Annotated in this window: 20 protein-coding genes; 9 read left to right on the top strand and 11 right to left on the bottom strand. The window is 42.1% G+C overall.

The features are described 5' to 3' along the window. Positions 1-83: 83 nt before the first annotated feature. Positions 84-1,091 (bottom strand): GNAT family N-acetyltransferase, encoded by a 1,008-nt coding sequence (locus tag MICAI_RS12965; protein WP_008202657.1) that lies wholly within the window; start codon positions 1,089-1,091, stop codon positions 84-86. A 479-nt stretch (positions 1,092-1,570) separates the two neighbouring features. On the opposite strand from MICAI_RS12965, the gene MICAI_RS12970 reads away from it, so the two are divergent. After that, positions 1,571-1,894 (top strand): HesB/IscA family protein, encoded by a 324-nt coding sequence (locus MICAI_RS12970; protein WP_008202658.1) that lies wholly within the window; start codon positions 1,571-1,573, stop codon positions 1,892-1,894. Here the strand turns inward: MICAI_RS12970 and mraY are convergent, their stop codons facing one another. The 3 genes from mraY to mutT are packed head-to-tail and all read right to left on the bottom strand — an operon-like array spanning position 1,895 to position 3,690. After that, the gene (gene mraY / locus MICAI_RS12975; RefSeq protein ID WP_008202660.1) at positions 1,895-2,962 is read right to left on the bottom strand and encodes a phospho-N-acetylmuramoyl-pentapeptide-transferase; all 1,068 of its coding nucleotides are present in this window, start codon (positions 2,960-2,962) and stop codon (positions 1,895-1,897) included. It lies immediately after the preceding gene. Between the two features lie 45 nt (positions 2,963-3,007). Beyond that, positions 3,008-3,271 carry a DUF3134 domain-containing protein gene (locus MICAI_RS12980; RefSeq protein WP_002735746.1) on the bottom strand — a complete coding sequence of 88 codons (264 nt, stop codon included), beginning with the start codon at positions 3,269-3,271 and terminating at the stop codon, positions 3,008-3,010. Next, entirely contained in the window at positions 3,268-3,690 is a 423-nt protein-coding gene (gene mutT / locus MICAI_RS12985) for an 8-oxo-dGTP diphosphatase MutT (RefSeq protein WP_008202665.1), read from the bottom strand. The genes MICAI_RS12980 and mutT overlap by 4 nt, the downstream gene beginning before the upstream one ends. A 103-nt stretch (positions 3,691-3,793) precedes the next feature. Between mutT and MICAI_RS12990 the strand changes: the two genes are divergently transcribed. Next, positions 3,794-4,117, top strand: coding sequence for a 30S ribosomal protein PSRP-3 (locus MICAI_RS12990; protein WP_002760450.1), 324 nt, complete (start codon positions 3,794-3,796; stop codon positions 4,115-4,117). Positions 4,118-4,337: 220 nt separating this feature from the next. On the opposite strand, the gene atpC is transcribed toward MICAI_RS12990, so the two are convergent. Together atpC and atpD are read right to left on the bottom strand one after the other, a co-directional pair. Next, positions 4,338-4,754 carry an ATP synthase F1 subunit epsilon gene (gene atpC, locus MICAI_RS12995; RefSeq protein WP_002735380.1) on the bottom strand — a complete coding sequence of 139 codons (417 nt, stop codon included), beginning with the start codon at positions 4,752-4,754 and terminating at the stop codon, positions 4,338-4,340. Between the two features lie 74 nt (positions 4,755-4,828). After that, entirely contained in the window at positions 4,829-6,277 is a 1,449-nt protein-coding gene (atpD, locus tag MICAI_RS13000) for a F0F1 ATP synthase subunit beta (protein ID WP_008202669.1), read from the bottom strand. 586 nt (positions 6,278-6,863) lie between these two features. On the opposite strand from atpD, the gene MICAI_RS13005 reads away from it, so the two are divergent. Together MICAI_RS13005 and MICAI_RS26460 are read left to right on the top strand one after the other, a co-directional pair. Beyond that, positions 6,864-9,578: a pentapeptide repeat-containing protein gene (locus MICAI_RS13005; protein WP_008202671.1), complete on the top strand. Its 2,715-nt coding sequence runs from the start codon at positions 6,864-6,866 to the stop codon at positions 9,576-9,578. Positions 9,579-9,730: 152 nt separating this feature from the next. Beyond that, complete coding sequence (locus tag MICAI_RS26460; RefSeq protein ID WP_008202673.1) at positions 9,731-9,871, top strand: hypothetical protein; 141 nt, start codon at positions 9,731-9,733, stop codon at positions 9,869-9,871. 175 nt (positions 9,872-10,046) lie between these two features. Here the strand turns inward: MICAI_RS26460 and recQ are convergent, their stop codons facing one another. Together recQ and MICAI_RS13015 are read right to left on the bottom strand one after the other, a co-directional pair. After that, positions 10,047-12,158, bottom strand: a complete 2,112-nt coding sequence (recQ, locus tag MICAI_RS13010) for a DNA helicase RecQ (RefSeq protein ID WP_008202675.1) — start codon at positions 12,156-12,158, stop codon at positions 10,047-10,049. Between the two features lie 108 nt (positions 12,159-12,266). Beyond that, positions 12,267-12,878, bottom strand: a complete 612-nt coding sequence (locus tag MICAI_RS13015; RefSeq protein WP_008202677.1) for a DUF3318 domain-containing protein — start codon at positions 12,876-12,878, stop codon at positions 12,267-12,269. Between the two features lie 237 nt (positions 12,879-13,115). On the opposite strand from MICAI_RS13015, the gene MICAI_RS13020 reads away from it, so the two are divergent. The 4 genes from MICAI_RS13020 (at position 13,116) to MICAI_RS13030 (ending at position 15,103) form a co-directional block, all read left to right on the top strand. Continuing rightward, a complete protein-coding gene (locus MICAI_RS13020; protein WP_008202679.1) occupies positions 13,116-13,367 on the top strand; it encodes a hypothetical protein in 252 nt (83 codons plus the stop codon). A 112-nt stretch (positions 13,368-13,479) separates the two neighbouring features. Continuing rightward, complete coding sequence (locus MICAI_RS27885) at positions 13,480-13,701, top strand: type II toxin-antitoxin system PemK/MazF family toxin (protein ID WP_369751912.1); 222 nt, start codon at positions 13,480-13,482, stop codon at positions 13,699-13,701. 305 nt (positions 13,702-14,006) lie between these two features. Beyond that, positions 14,007-14,492 (top strand): type II toxin-antitoxin system antitoxin SocA domain-containing protein, encoded by a 486-nt coding sequence (locus MICAI_RS13025; protein WP_008202680.1) that lies wholly within the window; start codon positions 14,007-14,009, stop codon positions 14,490-14,492. Between the two features lie 74 nt (positions 14,493-14,566). Beyond that, positions 14,567-15,103 carry a type II toxin-antitoxin system PemK/MazF family toxin gene (locus tag MICAI_RS13030; protein ID WP_255348756.1) on the top strand — a complete coding sequence of 179 codons (537 nt, stop codon included), beginning with the start codon at positions 14,567-14,569 and terminating at the stop codon, positions 15,101-15,103. A 399-nt stretch (positions 15,104-15,502) separates the two neighbouring features. Here the strand turns inward: MICAI_RS13030 and MICAI_RS27110 are convergent, their stop codons facing one another. The 3 genes from MICAI_RS27110 to MICAI_RS13045 form a co-directional block, all read right to left on the bottom strand. Next, positions 15,503-15,685, bottom strand: a complete 183-nt coding sequence (locus tag MICAI_RS27110; RefSeq protein WP_039900118.1) for a MerR family DNA-binding transcriptional regulator — start codon at positions 15,683-15,685, stop codon at positions 15,503-15,505. Between the two features lie 169 nt (positions 15,686-15,854). Continuing rightward, positions 15,855-17,012, bottom strand: a complete 1,158-nt coding sequence (gene bioF, locus MICAI_RS13040) for an 8-amino-7-oxononanoate synthase (protein WP_008202688.1) — start codon at positions 17,010-17,012, stop codon at positions 15,855-15,857. Between the two features lie 66 nt (positions 17,013-17,078). After that, positions 17,079-17,438 (bottom strand): DUF6464 family protein, encoded by a 360-nt coding sequence (locus MICAI_RS13045; RefSeq protein WP_008202690.1) that lies wholly within the window; start codon positions 17,436-17,438, stop codon positions 17,079-17,081. Between the two features lie 610 nt (positions 17,439-18,048). On the opposite strand from MICAI_RS13045, the gene MICAI_RS13050 reads away from it, so the two are divergent. Next, positions 18,049-18,597, top strand: coding sequence for an RDD family protein (locus tag MICAI_RS13050; RefSeq protein WP_008202692.1), 549 nt, complete (start codon positions 18,049-18,051; stop codon positions 18,595-18,597). The last annotated feature ends 156 nt before the right edge of the window (positions 18,598-18,753 follow it).

The following is an 18,753-nucleotide window of genomic DNA, read 5'->3' on the forward strand; positions in this document are numbered from 1 at the left end:
AGGAGCATAGGGGGATGCTTCCCGCAAAAAACCCACAGAAAACAGGTTTCTTCAAGAAACCCGTTTTCCAGAGAGTTTAAAGATCAATTGGTGGATTTAAAGAGTGGTTTTCCTTCTGGTAATCGCCTAATTTTTCCTGACTCATCCCGTTCTACTTCTGCAAAAACATAATTGCCATTACTATCTTGCTTCAAGCATAATTTCCCATCTACTTGTTCATAAACAGGTGGACAAAATTGAGGGATTCCTCCAAATTCTACTACCTCACCCCCTAGTTCTTGTAAGATAGGACATAAGATGAGATTTTCTTCCTCATCAAAGATGAAATTATGAGTATTCGGATCTCGTAAAGGGAGAGGATAAATCGGTAAACCCATCGAACTCGTCAAAGCCTTTCCTGCTGCATCCCTAACTGGCTCTAAAAAAATTGGCTTTCCTTGAGAATTCTTAACAATTTCTTGAGTTTTTATATCCCTTAAAACAATTGTTCCAGTCGGTATAACTTCCTTTTCTCTAAGCCTTAAATGAGCCTGGTGTAAATTCGGTAAATTCTTATCCGATATGTTAAAATGTTTTGTATATTGAATCGCTGCTTTAACAAAGCCCAAGCGTTCTAATAATACCTGAATCCCTTGCTGATCCATACTGATTAATAAGTCAATATCGCTAACCTTTAGTTCTTCCGCTTTAGCGATCGCCGCTTTAATCAACAAATTAATCGTGTCCGGTTTGCGGTGCTTTTCTTTAACATACATCCCCAAAACTGCACCCACACGACGGGGAATGAAAGGATTTTCCCACATTTCCAAAGCAGAAATCTGGGGAGGTGGGGTCTCATCATAAACATAAGTAAAGAGAAACCCGACGATTTGCTGCTCATATTCCAAGACAAAACCGAAAGATAGCGGTTTTTTAAGCTGATAGCTCACATATCCTTCATAGTCAAAATCAGGTTTCAGATTGATCGAGGGATCAACTTCCGATCGCCTTTGAGCAAAATCTCGCCAAAGAGGAGCGATCGCTATTGCATCTTCAGGTCTAGCTAGTCGTTGATGATACATAGTTTCGCCAAGATTATGCTTGTTTTCCATACTATATTCTGACAAGTCTGCTTTGGCAACAGATAAGAAGAAGCATAAAAACGCTTCAAAATACTCACTTAATGCTTCTTTCCAGGGTTGATCATAATTGACGGTTGTTTGGTGGATGAGCTGCTCAAGGCACCCTACTGGACTGTTTCAGTCTTAGTGGTGCAGAAAAGTCAGTGGAGCCTCAACCTGAGAAAACTGTAACCCGAGAAAACTCAATTTGACAAGCTAAGGCTTCCCGTTGACGACGAGAAGCACCGGCCGGTGGGGGATTACATCGGGGTAAGGGGGGTCAGGGAGGAATGGGCAGACCTTGCTGGCAAAGACGTTGTAGCTGGCGCACCTAGTGGCCATGGCAAGGGATTTGCTAGTGCTGTCCCAGTGGGGTATCAATTAGTCACATCTTTCTTAACATAAAGTTTGACAACAACTGTGGTATAACTTCACAAGAACTTGATATTATTACAATAGTCTCAAAAACAATGATCGAATTAAGTCCCGCCGCCGCTAGAGAAATTGAACGTTGGAGTCAAAGCCGTCGCCTGAGTGGTTCCTCTCTGCGTTTGACAGTAAAAAACGGTGGTTGTTCGGGACTTCACTACCATCTCGAATTAACCGCTATTGCGGGAGAAAACGATCGCTTTTATCAAAGTCAGGGTATTAATATTTTAGTCGATCCTGACAGCGATCGCTACCTACAAATTTTAAAATTAGACTATTCAGAAGATCTCATGGGTGGTGGTTTCCGTTTTACCAATGCCAACACCCAAAATACCTGTGGTTGTGGTCTTTCCTTTAGCGCTTAATTAACTGGTCCAAATAGCCAAGACAACTAAAAGGGCATTAACCAGATAAAATGCGCCCACAATCTTGGTTTCCGTCCAACCACTTAATTCTAAATGATGATGAAAAGGAGCCATTTTTAACAATCTTTTGCCCTGGCCATCGGGTCCTTTTGTGGCTTTATAATAGATAACCTGAGCGATTACCGAAAGAGATTCCAGAAAGAACAGACCACTAATTAAAAATAATCCCCAGAGATGTCCAGTAATTAAACCCACCGCAGCTAAAGCGCCTCCCAAAGCGAGGGAACCCGTATCACCCATAAAGACTTTAGCGGGGTTGCGGTTATGAAAAATGAAGCCTAGACAAGCACCAGCAAAACAAGTGCAGAAAATCGCTAAATCCGGATGACTAGGGGCGATAATAATACCTAAACCCAAAAATGCGATCGCACCAGTTCCCCCTGCTAATCCATCCACCCCATCGGTGAGATTAGTGGCGTTACTTTCAGCCACAAGGACAAATGCCGCCAAAATCCAGAAGAAAAAGCCCAAAGGAATGACTAATCGACCCCAAAGGGTGATATCGGTACTCACCTGATTGACCAACATCCAGAGACAAAAAAGCACCGCCCCCGCTATCTGTAAAATTAACTTCATCCGGGGAGATAGGCCCTTATTCGACTTATAACGCAGAATTTGCCAATCATCTAACCAACCGATACCCATGTAAGCAAAAGTCAGCAAAGCAACCGCCACCACATTAGGAGTAAATTTAGACCAGATTAAAGCGAAAATAAGGGCTACTGGCACAAAAAAGCTGCCTCCCATTGTCGGGGTTCCTGCTTTCTTTAAATGAGCCTGTGGTCCATCTTCGCGCATGATCTGGCCCATTTTCAAGCGCCGCAGCATCGGTACTACTTGACAACCAAGACCAGCACTGATTAATGTCGTGGCCATCAGGGGGAGTAACAGGGAATTAGTGGACTGAAAAAAAACTACTAACAGAAATAGTAATCCCGTTAGTAGAATCAGGAGATGGGTTCCAGTGGGTTTTTTGAAGATAGGGGCGGAAAAAATGTTAGCGTTCACGACTAAAGCGCCAGATAAGGGGAAAATTTGCCAAAGAAGACGGGATTAATCTTCATCTAAGACTAATTCATCCTCGTCGTCATCATAACCGATATCATCGACATCCATCAGTTCAGATAGTTCCACATCTTCTTCCAGAGTCAGATCCGGTTCGGCGATTTTATCCCGGGGAATCATGCGATTATTTTTTTCTAACCACTCGACAATGGAAGCGTCTTTTTTTAGGGGAATAACCGCGGCCGGTTCGTAGCGGGGTTCTTGACGAATAGAAGGATTAAGCATAATCACTCGACGATTAACAGCGATCATTTCGAGTTTACCATGTCTTTTAAGGCTCTGATAATCTCTTGATTGGCCGCGGGGAAAGTGTAATGATCTAGTTCCTGGATAGTTACCCAGCGGATTTCTTCACATTCGATCGCCCGCGCTTCGCCGCTGAGATAACGACAGTTATATACTTGTAGATTAACCCGAAAATGACTATAGATGTGATCGATGGTGATTAAATGACTATCAACCGCGATGTCAATGCCAATTTCTTCTAATATCTCCCGTTTAATACATTCCTGCACCGTTTCATTGCCTTCGATTTTGCCGCCGGGGAATTCCCAAAAACCGCCCAGGAGTCCCTTGGCTAGACGGCGATCGATTAAAATTAAATCTTGATCGTCTCTAATTACGGCCACACCGATTTGTTTAGAAGCTAAAGAGTCTGTTTCTGGAATCATAGCGGTTATTGGCGAAAAAATCGGAAAAAATAGTTAAAAACTGACTGCGGAAAATTGAGTCAAAAGATGATATAATCGAGAATTGTACGATTAACGATTAACAATGACAGTCAGTTCCGAATCAAAGTTTATTTTAAAAGTATTGTGGTTAGATCAGAACGTAGCGATCGCTGTGGATCAGGTGGTCGGCAAAGGAACTAGCCCCCTCACCGCTTATTTTTTCTGGCCGCGCAATGATGCTTGGCAACAACTGCAAGAGGAGTTAGAAGCAAAACACTGGATTGATGAGTCCGATCGCGTTGATGTTCTCAACAAAGCCACAGAAGTAATTAATTTTTGGCAAGAGTTACGCAATCAAGGCCGACAAATCCCCATGGCCGATGCACAGTTAAAATTCCCCGAAGTTGTTTTTAGTGGTAGCAATTAATTTATCGAAAAAATCGGGTCTAAAACCTCGCCTTAAGGCGAAAAGTTTTTGGAGCGGGGCATAAATCCCCGTTACAAAAACGGCCTCCTGCCCCCTGCCTCCCTTAAGTCCGACTACTTAACTGATAACTGATAACTGATAACTGATAACTGAAAAAGAATCGGGTAGGTTTATATAAACCCGCCCGATTTTGCTTGAATTTAATTTGATTTGGTTGGGTTTAAACCGATACTAAACCGCCAGCGGCCTGGTATCTAGCGCGAGCTTTGCGCCATGATTGTTGCGCTTGGATAGTTTTGCGACGGTCATCCCCTTTACTGACTTCATCGAGACGAGTTTGGGCCCGTTCGTATTCGGCGCGAGCTTTTTCCTTATCGATTTTTGAGCCTAATTCCGCCCCATTAACGAGGACTTTGATCTCATTATTTTCGACTTCAGCAAAACCGCCCAAAACTGCGATATTTTCCCAGTCTTTCCCCGGTCGAATTCGCATTACGCCAATATTCAGGGCAGTTAATAAAGGAGCGTGACCGCTAAGAATACCTAATTGTCCCGTGGAACTGGGTAGGATTACTTCTTCGGCCACGTTATCCCAGACAATGCGATCGGGTGTAATAACCCGTACTGTAATGCTCATTGGTGATAATAACGATAATTTTGGCAGATTTCTGGGTTAAGTAACCGCTAAACGCGGTTACTACTGACTTTTAATTAGCCTTTTTTGAGTTTTTCGCCTTTAGCGATCGCTTCATCGATATTGCCGACCATATAGAACGCTTGTTCGGGTAAGCTATCGAGTTCACCTTTGAGGATCATCTGGAAGCCTTTGATCGTATCAGCGAGAGTAACGTATTTACCCGGGGAACCGGTGAACACTTCCGCCACGAAGAAAGGTTGCGAGAGGAAACGCTCAATTTTGCGAGCGCGGTCAACGGTGAGACGATCTTCTTCCGATAATTCGTCTAAACCGAGAATAGCGATGATGTCCTGTAACTCTTTATAGCGTTGCAGGGTAGATTGGACGGCGCGAGCGGTGCCGTAGTGTTCATCACCGACGATATCAGCTTGGAGCATGGTGCTGGTGGAACCGAGGGGATCTACCGCCGGATAGATACCTTTGGAAGCCAGACCGCGGGATAGTACAGTAGTTCCGTCCAAGTGAGCGAAGGTAGTAGCGGGAGCGGGGTCAGTCAAGTCATCCGCAGGTACATAGACCGCTTGGATGGAAGTGATCGATCCTTCTTTGGTGGAGGTAATCCGCTCTTGCAGGTCGCCTACGTCAGTGCCGAGGGTGGGTTGGTATCCTACCGCAGAAGGCATCCGACCAAGGAGCGCCGATACTTCCGAACCAGCTTGCACGAAACGGAAGATATTATCGACAAATAAGAGTACGTCTTGCTTGTTAACATCGCGGAAATATTCGGCCATGGTCAAAGCGGAGAGACCGACGCGCATTCTCGCTCCGGGGGGTTCGTTCATCTGACCGTAAACGAGGGCGATTTTCGAGTCTTCGGGGTTATCAGCGTTGATTACCTTCGATTCGATCATCTCGTTGTAGAGGTCGTTTCCTTCGCGGGTTCTTTCACCCACACCGCCAAAAACCGAGACACCCCCGTGTTGAATGGCGATATTGTTGATTAATTCCATCATAATGACGGTTTTGCCCACACCAGCACCCCCAAAGAGGCCGATTTTGCCCCCTTGACGGTAGGGGGTGAGCAAGTCAATTACCTTGATACCGGTTTCAAAAACCGTCGGTGTTACTTCAAGATCGACTAATTTGGGAGCGGGACGGTGAATAGGAGAGGTTTCGGTGACGTTAACCGGTCCTTTTTCGTCCACGGGTTCACCAAGAACGTTAAAAATCCGACCGAGGGTGCATTTACCCACGGGAACGCTAATCGCCGCGCCGGTGTCCACGATATCCATACCGCGCACTAAACCATCGGTGGTACTCATGGCAACGGCCCGCACTTGGTTGTCACCGAGTAACTGTTGTACTTCACAAGTAACCGATAGATTTTGACCGGCGGAGTTAGTTCCTTTTACGGTTAAGGCATTATAAATACGGGGCAGTTTGCCACTGGGAAATTCGGCATCGATGACAGGACCGATGATCTGGACGATTTTACCAACGTTAGTTTCTGTTGTCGCTACCATTGTTTATGTCTACTCTGGGTTTTAGCTGATAACTCCCACAAGGGGAAAGTCTTAATTTTTTGTAAAATTAGCCAATACTCAGCTTATCACGCTAGGGGATCAGATCAGTTATCAGTTATCAGTTATCAGTTACCAGTTACCAGTGATCAGATGTTAGTTTTCCGTGGACAGTCTAAGCAGTGATCGGTATTAAATGGCAATTTTCTGCTTACTGGTTGCTGATCACCGATAAAAAGTAAGGCAGGCCTTAGCCTACCTTAAAACAAAGCGAGGTTGATCAACTTTGGGGATGCCGATGCAGTGCATGGAATTAGTCTATTACCATATATTGTCGATTATGGCAAGGGTTTTGCTGGCTGTATAGATTCAATTAACAAATAATTGTAAGCTTGACCATAGGGTTTAGTCTATGGATTGAGGGACAAGAACTATCTTCTGTCAAACTGGGTTTAAACCTGAACCTTAATACCTATACCTAAGCGACAAGATCGGCGATTGCGCTACAATCGGCACAATACGCTTTTTGGAAAATGCGTGACCCTGCGCTAACGTATCCTACAATCTCGCCGATCGCACTGAGGTATTTATGCTACCCGATCACTTAAATTTTCACGGTAAAAAGCTATGTGGGCGTTCCTTCAAAGGTCGTGACCTAAGAGGTGCTGACTTTAGTGGCGCAGATATTAGAGGGGCGAACTTCTCGAATGCTAATTTAGAAAATGCTACTTTTGATTCTGTTAAAGCTGGTCTAGATCCTAGATGGGCATACCTATTAAACAAAACTTCTTCGTTTTTGCTTCTTTTTTATTTCTCAAGCTATATCTTTAATTTTACGTTCTTTCCATTAATCTTTCTGATTGAAGGAAATCCAATCTATACATTTATAATTCTTTTAGTTGCTGATATGTATCCTACATTTATGCTTTCAGCAAACGAATTCGATGATTTATTATCTTTACTTACTTATCGTGTTATATCTATATCTATATTCATTGTAATTGTCTTAGGCTTGTTTAATATTTTGCCGAAGAATCAAGCAATAGCCATCGTCATATATTTGATATTTTCATTAATTATTCACTCAACTGGCTCTTTTAAAGCTTTCGTTAGAATTCGTGTTTCAGGAGATATAGAAGGACCACGTTGGATATCTTGGATATCTGATTTAATAACGATAATTTTTCTAATTGGGATGTCAATAATAGCGTTAAAATTGTGTTATAACCCACCCTCAACAACGCAATCTCGTAACCTGGACAGGCTAGAAGCCCATCCCACAGAGGGATTCAGTGGAACGGGAATCTTGCCTGTACCAACCATCGGGCTAGAAGCCCATCCCACAGAGGGATTCAGTGGAACAGGAATCTTGCCTGTACCAACCATCGGGCTAGAAGCCCATCCCACAGAGGGATTCAGTGGAACAGGAATCTTGCCTGTACCAACCATCGGGCTAGAAGCCCATCCCACAGGGGGATTCAGTGGAACAGGAATCTTGTCTGTGCCAACCTCAGATGCTCCTAATAACCCAGAAGTAAATAACCCAAAACAGGATAAAGAAGACACTGGTAAATTCTTGCAATTGGGGCCACTAGGTACAGCAGTTGAATCTATGTTAACCAGTCTATCCACTCAAGATTCTCAAACAATACTGCCAATCTTAACCAAGTTTGATAGTGAAGAAATTCTGATCAATTTTATAAAGTCTATGCAAGAAGCAAACAAAAAAAGCACACAACTTGGGGGGTGGTTTATAGTCTATTTTTTGTTTAGCCTTGTGCCTTTTGGGCTGATTTCAGGTTTTTATTTAGCAAATCCATATACAAATAGTTATGGCGATAAACAATTTAATCTATATCGCGTTTCTGTGCCAGGAGGTACAAACTTTCAGGGAGCAAATCTGACAAATGCAGACTTTCACAAGAGTATTTTGACTGATACGAATTTTAGAGGTGCAAATCTGACAAATTGTAATTTTACTGAATCTACCTTACAAGCTGTGGTTTTTCAACGAGCAAATTTGTCTCATATACTATGGCTCAACGCCAAAGACTTGGATAAAGCATCAATAAAAGGAACAATTCTTGAAGATAAAATAGTACGTCAAATTGCGATTAGCAGAAATATTGAGAAAATTAAATATCTTGCTGGGAAAAATCTTGCTGGTCTGAATTTGATCGGGATGGACTTAAAAGATATTAATTTCACCGAATCAGATTTATCTGGGGCATTACTAAGGAACGCAAATTTAAAGAAAGCAAACTTGACAAGAACAATATTGAATAGAGTTGATTTTACAAACGCGGATTTGTCTGATGCCGATCTTACTGGTGCTTCAGTAAAAGGGGCTAAATTTGATAATGCTATATTAACAGGAGCGATTCTAGATGATTGGAGAGGTGACAGCAGTACAAGGCTGTGGAATGTGGTTTGTAGCTATATCAATGTTAGAGTTAAATTTTCTTATAGTTCATATATCGAAATGCGTCACCTTAAAAAGGGCGAGTTAGCTAACTCCTTCTCTACTAATACAAAATTAGTTTCATTACCATTTCATGATCAAGTTAACTGGAAAGCCTTTAATTACGCACTTTATAAATTTCAAGATGAAAATAATTGTGCATTACAAGTTACTGAACAAGGCCAAAGTATAACCGATGACGTTACAACAGTAACTATAGCGATTCCTGATCAGATTGATGAATCAGACTTTCGCAATGAATTGTACAAGAGTTATGAATTAGCTTATAATTCAATAAAAGCACAAAACAGCCCTGAATTGAGCGAGGTCTATAGAACACTAAAAGAGACTATTTCTCATCAAGGGCAAGACTACAAACAGATTGTTAAGCTTTTACAAAAACCTAGAACCGTCACTTATCAAGTAGAAACTATGAATCAGATTAACGATAGAAGCCGTAAAGTTGAAGTGCATGGCAATATTACTGGCTCAACAATTAACTTAGGTGAGATTAGTGGTGAAGTTTCAAATGCAGTAAATTCACTACCTGATTCTACAAATCCTTCACAGTTAGGAATTAAAGAGCTTTTGACACAACTTCAAAAAGCTATTGAGGAGGAAACACAGTTACCTCCTGAAGACAAAGCAGACTTATTGGAACAAGTAAAGGCTTTAACAGAAGTGCCAAAAACTCCCGATCAAGAGAAGAAAGAAGGGATAGTTAGAAAGGCGAAGAAGATATTTAATGCAACGTTAAAGGGATTGCCAGATACAGCCAAAATTGCTGAAGCGTGTAGTAAGTTGTTACCTCTGATTCTCAAAACGTTAGGATTTCCAGTGTAGCTACTTGTAATGTGATCGCTGGGACTCTATCATCAAGTTCTTGTAGTACAACCACAGACATATAAAAATTTTCAGGCAACGTAGATGAGAATAAATTTCGGTAGCTTTTGCGGCAATAGATCAATAATCTGAGGAAATTATCGGTTAACTATATGAATTCTGCTAAAATTATCGCCATTATCACGGGAGCGATTTCGATTTTAATCGCCATTGCCTATTTAATCCTAGTTCAGATTCTGGACTTTCGCAGCGAGATGATTCCCGCTCCCCTAGAAGTTATTTTTCCTGGATGATAAAAATCAGGGTTGAAAATGTTTCAACCCCAGAAAAAGCAATTTTTGAGTCGATTAACCCACTGGTTGTAACTGTAATTGCGAGAGGGTAGTGATACTAGATCTGGTTGTTAAAGACTGATTATCTATTATTGCTTTTAAAGTGGAGGATTGCATCAAAAGAGTTGCTCTGGCCCTATTGCCGTGGTCGTCTTTGCCAAGCAACAACTAATTTAATTTCCTCATAACTATAATTATCTCCCAGATTTTCTTTGAGAGTTTTCAGGGATTGATCGCCCACTTTTTTGATCGCTAAACGAATATATTCCTGTTTATTTTTAGAGACTAACTGATTAATATCAATTTCGTAACCTGCCTCCAGCAATTTAGCTAAATGTTCATAGATGGTTGAGACTTTTAAGCTTCTTTTGCGAGCGATTTCTTCCGCATTCAACCCATCTTGATAGTATTGGAGAGTGAGGAATTGAGTAGAGGGAAGACTATCCTGACAAAAATCATTAATTGCCGCTATAAATATATCCCCATACTGTTGTACTTTACTGTGTACTACTCCAGAAATTTGACGAAACTGCCCCAAATTCCGTGGTTTCGATTGGGCCATCAAACGCAGACTAGAATCATGGAAAATAACGTAGGGAGGAACCCCTTGACTATCGGCAATTTTTTTCCGCAGTTGCCGCAAGCGCTCGAATAATAAATCACTTTCCACCATATTGGGATTGTCGTCTCCCACGATTTGACCGTTAGCTTTTTGGGGGACGGCAATAAACACGGAACGTTGTTTCCGCATCACTTCCCAACTGTGTTGATTAAGTTTCAAGATTCTAAAATCGTCTTCAGTTTCTACTAATATATTTTGCTGGACAAGGGAACGACTTAAACGTTTCCACTCCTCCACAGTTTTATCTTTACCGATGCCATAAGTAGATAATAAATGATGTTGATATTGGCTGATTCTTTCACCTTTTCTTCCCCTCAGTACGTTGATTATGTGCATCATACCGAATTTCTGTCCCGTCCGCGCCACACAGGATAAAAATTTTTGTGCTTCGATCGTCCAATCCTGGTTATTTTTACCATTCCGACAGTTATCACAGTTACCACAGTTACCCGCAAAACTTTCTCCAAAGTAACCTAGTACGCTCGATCTTCTACATTCAGTCCCCTCGGCATAATCTAACACCTGTCGCAATTGTTGACGAGCTTTCTGCTGTTCATTTTGCTCGGTTTTTTGGTTAATAAAATACTCAATTTTTCTGGCATCGGCAAAGCTAAAAAAGAGGGTACATTTAGCCGGTTCTCCGTCCCTCCCCGCACGGCCAGATTCTTGATAATATCCCTCTAAATTGCGTGGTAAATCGTAATGAACGACAAAGCGCACATCCGGTTTATTAATCCCCATACCGAAGGCAATTGTTGCCACCATAATCTGCACATCATCCCGAATAAAACGGGTTTGATTTTCGCTTCTTTCCCGATCATCCATACCCGCGTGATAGGGTAGGGCATCAATACCATCTTTTTGTAACTGTTCGGCTACTTTATCGACGGTTTTACGGCTGATACAATAAACAATGCCAGACCCTTTTTGTCCTTTAATATATTGATACAATTGCTGATAGGATTTACTGGTTTTAGGTTGCACTTCATAATAAAGATTAGGACGATTAAAACTAGCAGTATGAATGGAAGTATCTCGCAATCCTAATTGTTGGATAATATCTTCTCTAACCTGTTGAGTAGCGGTGGCAGTTAAAGCCAGAATTGGCACGGAGGGAAAGCGTTGACGAACTTGTTTAATTTGTCGATATTCAGGGCGAAAATCATGACCCCAATCGGAGACACAGTGAGCTTCATCCACCGCTAAACAGGCTAAACCGAGGTAATTATCAATAACAGCTAAAAAGTCTAAAAAACTAGGCGATAATAATCTTTCTGGGGCGACATATAAAAGTTTAATTTTTCCTTGCAAGATTAAAGATTCTCTTTCTCTGACTTGTTTAGCGTTTAAAGTGCTATTGAGAAATGTTGCCCCGATGCCATTATCAGCTAAAGCAGTTACTTGATCCTGCATTAAAGCAATTAGGGGAGAAACCACCACCGTCACCCCTTTTTTGATTAAAGCTGGTAGCTGAAAACAGAGAGATTTACCGCCTCCGGTGGGCATAATTACTAATAAATCCTGATTGTTTAAAGCAGCCTCAATTATTTGGCGTTGATTCGGTCGAAATTGATCGTAGCCAAAGTGATATTTTAAGGCTTTTTCTAAAGATTCAATTGCAGCCATTGGGCAAGGGGAAAAATATTTTTGTGGCAGTTATTTTAAGGTTAGGGATTTAAGTAGTCAGTGATCGGTAATCAGTAAAAAGAAAGCTGAGAGCCAAAACAACTGACTTTAAGATTGTCTCACCTGATCGGGAACACCTACAAAGGAGAGATTGGCTAATTTTTTCAGATTTTGACAGCGCAATAACTCGTTAAAGTTGAGACTTGATCGCCCTTCAATTTCAGCTATAGTCTCAATAGCCGATAATAAACTTTTGGCGGCCTCGGTTTCCGTGTAACCGCGTCTAACGGCCACTTTTAGGGCCGCTTCATCCGCGTCTAATTCCCGTTGGGGGCTGCGTTTTTCCCGCCAAATCCGGTTAATTGCCAAGGCAGTTAAACCCCCCGCCACTGCCATACCGACGGCATCGGTTTGCAGGGTTTCCACGGTTAAACCGATCATACCAGCCAGAGCAATTACTCGATCGAGATCGGGTTTAAACCATTTTACTGCTGTTAAAACAGAGACGGCCCTTAACAAGACTAAATCCCGTTGGGATCTTGATAATTGCCGCCAGAGGTCAAAATTAATTGGAATCGGTCTGACTCCTCTTTGCCAGGGTAGGGGAAAATTAGTTTCGATTACCTTGGGGCTTTCGGGTTTGCTGACAATGCGCGTCATCATCCGTCCCGAAGCAGGCATGAGGTCTAGTAAATGACTAATCTCGTTGTCTTGGTTCATCGATCGCCGGCCAATAGTCTTCGATTATTGAGTATAATCGCTTTCTGAGTTAATATCTCTTTTCCGACAATTTTCTCAAAGTTGAGTTTTGTTAAGATAGGAAAAACGCTGGGGTTTGCCGGCGGCAGGGACAAGGGGAGCAAAAATCGGTTCTTCCCTCAACAGGGATAAAGACAGAAGCCAAAAACCTAACTAATACTCTCTTAAAATTACTCATGACTTATGCTATGAGGAAATGTGCTAGTAAGTGTTGAAGGAGTTTATCGCCATGGTCGTGTAGAACTCACAGAAAGTCCCAATAACGTACCTCAAGGGGCTTGTGTAATTCTTACCTTTGTTAGCTCGAATGATATTAACTTGGCATCTCAAGGAATTGATAGAGAGCAGGCTAAGACTCTACGTGCAAGTCTAGCTACCTTTTCAGACGATTGGAACAGCCCTGAAATGAGTGTTTATGACAACTATGATGCAGCCAAAGCCAACGGTTAGTCGAGGTGATGTTGCGCTGGTTCTCTTTCCAAATTCTAATCTGATTTCTGCAAAGACACGACCTGCATTGATCGTGTAAGCAAATGACTTACAAACAGGACTGCCCCAAATTATTGTTGCGATGATCACCAGCCAAATGCTTCGGGACGGACACCCTAGCCGTATTACTATTCTGCTAAATTCCCTTGAGGGGCAACAGTCAGGCTTGTTGACAGACTCAGTGGTAATGACTGATAATCTAGCGATGATCGCAATATCGGCGGTTCATCGTGTGATTGGCTCATTGCCGACAGCAGAAATTGATCAAGCATTGAAACACACTCTAGGCTTGTAGCGATCGCTATTTCCCCTTATCCTAACCAGCGATCGCATTCCCAAAAAAAATGTTCCTCCCAACAATGATCGCTATTTCCCTCGCTCCTAACCAGCGATCGCTATTTTCTCATTGCTGTTTTCTCATTGGGGAAGGGGACGATGTTTTCACCCGACCATCTAAACGTATCGAATATCAGACACTGACTCTGTTATCGTTTGGTAGCAATTTTCGCCTAGGAATCAGCAGAAGTATCCCTGATAAGATTACTATAGGGGTAGCAATGTCGTTGTCATTTCCCTAGGACGCGCACAGGGTTAATCGCCATGTTAGTAGATCAGTTGATCAAATACTTCGTCTATGAGACGAAAGGCTATATTACCAAGACTCAGTTGGTCAAGTTCATCTACTTGGCTGACCTTTATGCTGTCAAGTGGACAGGGAAACAGCTTACTGATTTGGATTGGTGTTACTACCATTACGGTCCTTGGAATGAGGAAATTGACACGGCCTTATCTCGGATGGAAGGGGTAGATATTTTTCAAGAACAAATAAATGAGGCGACTTTGATTCGGCCCTTGTCCTTAGAAAAAATTGGTAAAGACTTGGATTTTCCTATGGGTCTGCGCTTGATACTTAATAACATAAAAAGAGAGTGGGCTGGTTCTAAGAAAATACAACCACTATTAGATTATGTTTACAGCACTGCGCCAATGACTGAAGTAAAAAAAGATAACCCTGATCCCGAAGCAAAAGTTCGTCTTGATCTAAAAAAAGAACGAGAAAAGTTATTGTGTGAATTAGGGGTGTAATTTTGGCGGGAAGAAGACCAAAGCAGGGCTGGATTTATTTCATTAATCCCTATCAAGTTTCGTTAAGATGTGGTTTGGGTCATATTTATATTTATGAGTTAACTGAACCTGGGGAAGTTGATTGTCGGCATCCAAACTGTAGGTGCAGGCTTAATTCTAGCCATGTTTTTCGGGGAGAGCATCCCCATATTATTTGGATGAGTGATCAATTTCAGAATGAGTATAATTACATTGAAACTTTTACAGTGCTTCCTCTAACAACAAAAACAAGAGATACAGGTTTGCCAACAACTTATCCATTACCACCTACCCAGAATAATGGTTTGTCCGAAACATCTTATGTATTAGTTCATCAGTTGACTACGGTGGATGCTAATTGCTTTAAGGATTCTAATGGAAATTGGTTGGAAAGGGTTGGGCAGGTAACAAGAGATGATCGGCAAGAGATTGATGAGCGTTTAAAATACTTTTTGGCGATGCCAGAGAATCCTGAAGACTGGTTGATAAAAAATGCAAGTCCTGAAATTTTGGCAAAGGTTTTTGATTATTTACCAAGTGTAGAAACCAAAAAACAAGCTATAGAGCAGTTAATTGACCGCTTAGAAGAGTAAGTGATTCAACAAGTTTAGAGCGCGTGGGATTAGGTTAGCAAGCCCATCAAAGCAAAATTTTCCTAAATGGGGCGATCTCGCTTTTTGGGGATGAGAAGGGGCGATCGCCACAGTAAGCTATACTAATGCTATAATTTCAACATTTTTAGCGATTTGTTGTCTTGCTAATTCTATCCTGCTTGGCTGATATTGAAATGGGGTTTCCCGCAACTTGTGATGCTGTCACACAAAAAGTTATAATCTTGTTAAGATTAAGTCTTAAGGAGGAAATATACTGGTCAGTGTTGAAGGAGTTTATCGCCATGGTCGTGTAGAACTCACAGAAAGTCCCAATAACGTACCTCAAGGGGCTTGTGTAATTCTTACCTTTGTTAGCTCGAATGATATTAACTTGGCATCTCAAGGAATTGATAGAGAGCAGGCTAAGACTCTACGTGCAAGTCTAGCTACCTTTTCAGACGATTGGAACAGCCCGTTAGCAGTTCTTTCTGGTATTAGTTTACCTTCAGACTCCCAACGTCTTAATGTCGATACGCTTACACCTTTTAATTTAGCCGCTTCTGATCTGGTCAACTTACTCATAGTATAGCCTAAGTCATGAGTAATTTGGGATAGTATTAGTTAGGTTTTTGGCTTCTGTCTTTATCCCTGAAATGAGTGTTTATGACAACTATGATGCAGCCAAAGCCAACGGTTAGTCGAGGTGATGTTGCGCTGGTTCTCTTTCCAAAACCCACGAAAAACTTTTTCCCTATGAGGGGAAAGATTCGCCAATAGACTGGACAAGAACCTCTAGATGGGCGAGGCTATGGGTGGCCATGGCAGTAAATCGCAGACGACTGGTGGGAACGGTAGGAGGACGAATGGCGGGGGCAAAAATCCCTTTTTCTAGCAGTTTTTGCGATAATTCTAGGGCTTGACCTGGATTGGCCACCGGTAAACATAAAATCGCCGCTTCCGAAGGCAATATATTAAAATTATTTAAGTTAATCTTGACAAAATTAATATTTTGGTGTAGTCGTTGGCGACGTTCTGGTTCCAGACGAATAATCTCTAAAGCCATTCTAGCGGCGGCGGTGTCGGCGGGGGATAAACCGGTAGTATAAATCCAGGTAGCGGCGCGATTGCGGATAAAATCGATAATTTTGGCGTTTCCGGTCACATATCCCCCTAAACTGCCCAAAGCTTTACTCAGGGTTCCCATCTGAATTAATTCCCTTCCCTGACAACCGCAATATTCCACGCAACCTCTGCCATTTTCCCCCATAACCCCGGTAGCGTGGGCCTCATCCACCAAAACCATGCAATTATAAATCTCGGCTAGAGCGAGAATTCCCGCCAGGGGACAGATATCCCCATCCATACTAAACACTGTATCGGTGAGCAGTAAACAATGACGATGGTGATGACGGTGGGCTAATAACTGATTTTCTAAATCTTCGAGACTATTGTGCCGGTATTCTTTCACCGTGGCACCGCTTAACTTGGCTCCATTTTTGAGGCTAGAGTGATTGTACTGATCGCCTAAAATTAGGTCTTTCTGCCCCACTAAACAGGTAATTGTCCCCAAATTGGCTAAATATCCCGAACTAAAAACGATCGCGTCTTCGCTATTTTTAAAAGATGCGATCGCTAATTCTAAGTCTCGATGAAGATCTCGGTGTCCACTTAATAGACGCGAACCGGTGCTTCCGGTTCCATAGCGTTGTGTGGCTGCTATGGCTGCCGCGATCGTTCTTTCATCGGCTGCTAATCCCAGATAATCATTACTGGCAAAATTAATCAGCGATCGACCCTCTAATTCTATAACGGCTCCGCCCCGGCCTTGAATGGTTTTAACCCTTCGATACCAATTGGCCCGATGGAGGGTTTTTAAGCTATCCTCGATCCAAGAGTAAGGATGATTCATAGGCGATTGATCAATATAGCGGTTAGCTAGGGAAAAATAGTCAGATTCTTGCCGAAAAAGGCTCTTTTAAGAGTTAATAGTTTCGTAAAAACGACAATCTTGACAGGGACCGGAGGGGTTAATCGCACAGCGTAACAGTTCGGATCTGGCGTTAAAACGACAACTAGCATCCCCAATCACCCAACGTCCTTCAATCAAACTTTTTTCGTTAGGAGTGGGAGCAGTTTGTACATAAAGGGATATTTTGCGTAAACAATAGCCACCAATCTTGTATTGATACTGGTGGTGACGTTCCAAAACCGCATAGGTTTGTCCTTTTAAGGCCAAATAATTCCCCGGTTGTGGCATCCAATCCAATTGGATCTCCCCCAAACTTTGCCGCGGATGGGTCAGAATAACCTCCGTTAGTAATGAATCTTGCTCCATGATTATCCCTGTATTCTGGGCTACCTTTGCTCAATGGTAGCTTAGATCTCCGAGTCGATTAATAATTATATCTGCTGCAAAAATCAAAAATCTTCAGTTAGGTGAGCAGACTCCCAGACAGAAGACTCCCAGACAGGAGGAGAAAAAATACAAGAGACAACTAAGTAGTCGTGCAAAATTAATTTCCCAGTGGAGACAGGAGACTCCGAGACAGGAGACTCCGAGACGGGATCAGATTTGAGTTTTTAGTTCACTGTTTACTGATCACAGCAAAAAGCGTTCGACAAAAGCTCACGCCGAAGTCTGACGGAGTAACTGCTGACGGTTTGGATGTGTAATTAATTTTGCTTAGGTACTTATCCTAGAATTGCCAATTTCCCGATTAAAGTAGAAGATAAACAGCAGGATTTTTCCGAGAATTGACTTTAACTCCCTTGCATAATTAATTTTTGATGGTTCAAAAACGGCAAAAATAAGGATTAAATCGCATAAAGTGTGTAAATAGACCATTTAACTAATTATTATTCATTCTTAATTCTCCTGACTACTGACTACTGGCTACTGACCCCTAACCCTAACAACAATTTTTGATTTTTACAAGAGGTCTTTTATGGTTTACCCCATCCCCCCTGAAGATAATCTACCGCAAAAATTTCCGAAAATTCCCTTAGATCGTCGGGCCTATGCTTTCCTGATCGACTTTGCCTCGATTTGGTTTTTAAGCTCCTTTGCCAATAGTGCGCCTGTACTGCAATTCTTGCTTTTTCTCCTGATTTGGTGGTGTTTGCGGGTGTTATTGGTGGCGCAGAATCAGGGTCAGAGTTTAGGACGTTGGGCCTTGGATATGAAGATCATCGATCTACGACTTCAGCGTTTACCCGGAATTTTGGAGTTAAGCAAACGAGAAGCGATCGCTGGTGGCGGGGCAGCTTTAATGATGGTAGGGTTAAATACTTTTTTCGGCAATCCTTTAAGTTTGATTTTATTATCTTCGCCCCTTTTCGCCGATTGTGGTATGGCGATCGGTGATGAGCAATTTAACCAAGCTTTCCACGATCGCATCGGTGGCACGATTGTTATTCCCACCCGTCGGGGTTTTTCTCTCGATCTACGTTTAAGAAGGCTTTGGTATCAAGTTAAGGGCAGAATCAGAAGATAAATAACAGTGATCAGTTATCAGTGATCAGATTTAAGTTTTAAGTGAGCAGTATCAAAGGTTCTTCGTTACCCGGTATGGTTCGATCGGGTAGCATGAATCGACTAAATCCCTATTGGGACTTAATGGGACTTAAACAAATTTCAAGCCCAAACAAAG

This window comes from Microcystis sp. T1-4 (assembly GCF_000297435.1).
In the GTDB taxonomy this organism is placed as follows: Bacteria; Cyanobacteriota; Cyanobacteriia; order Cyanobacteriales; family Microcystaceae; genus Microcystis.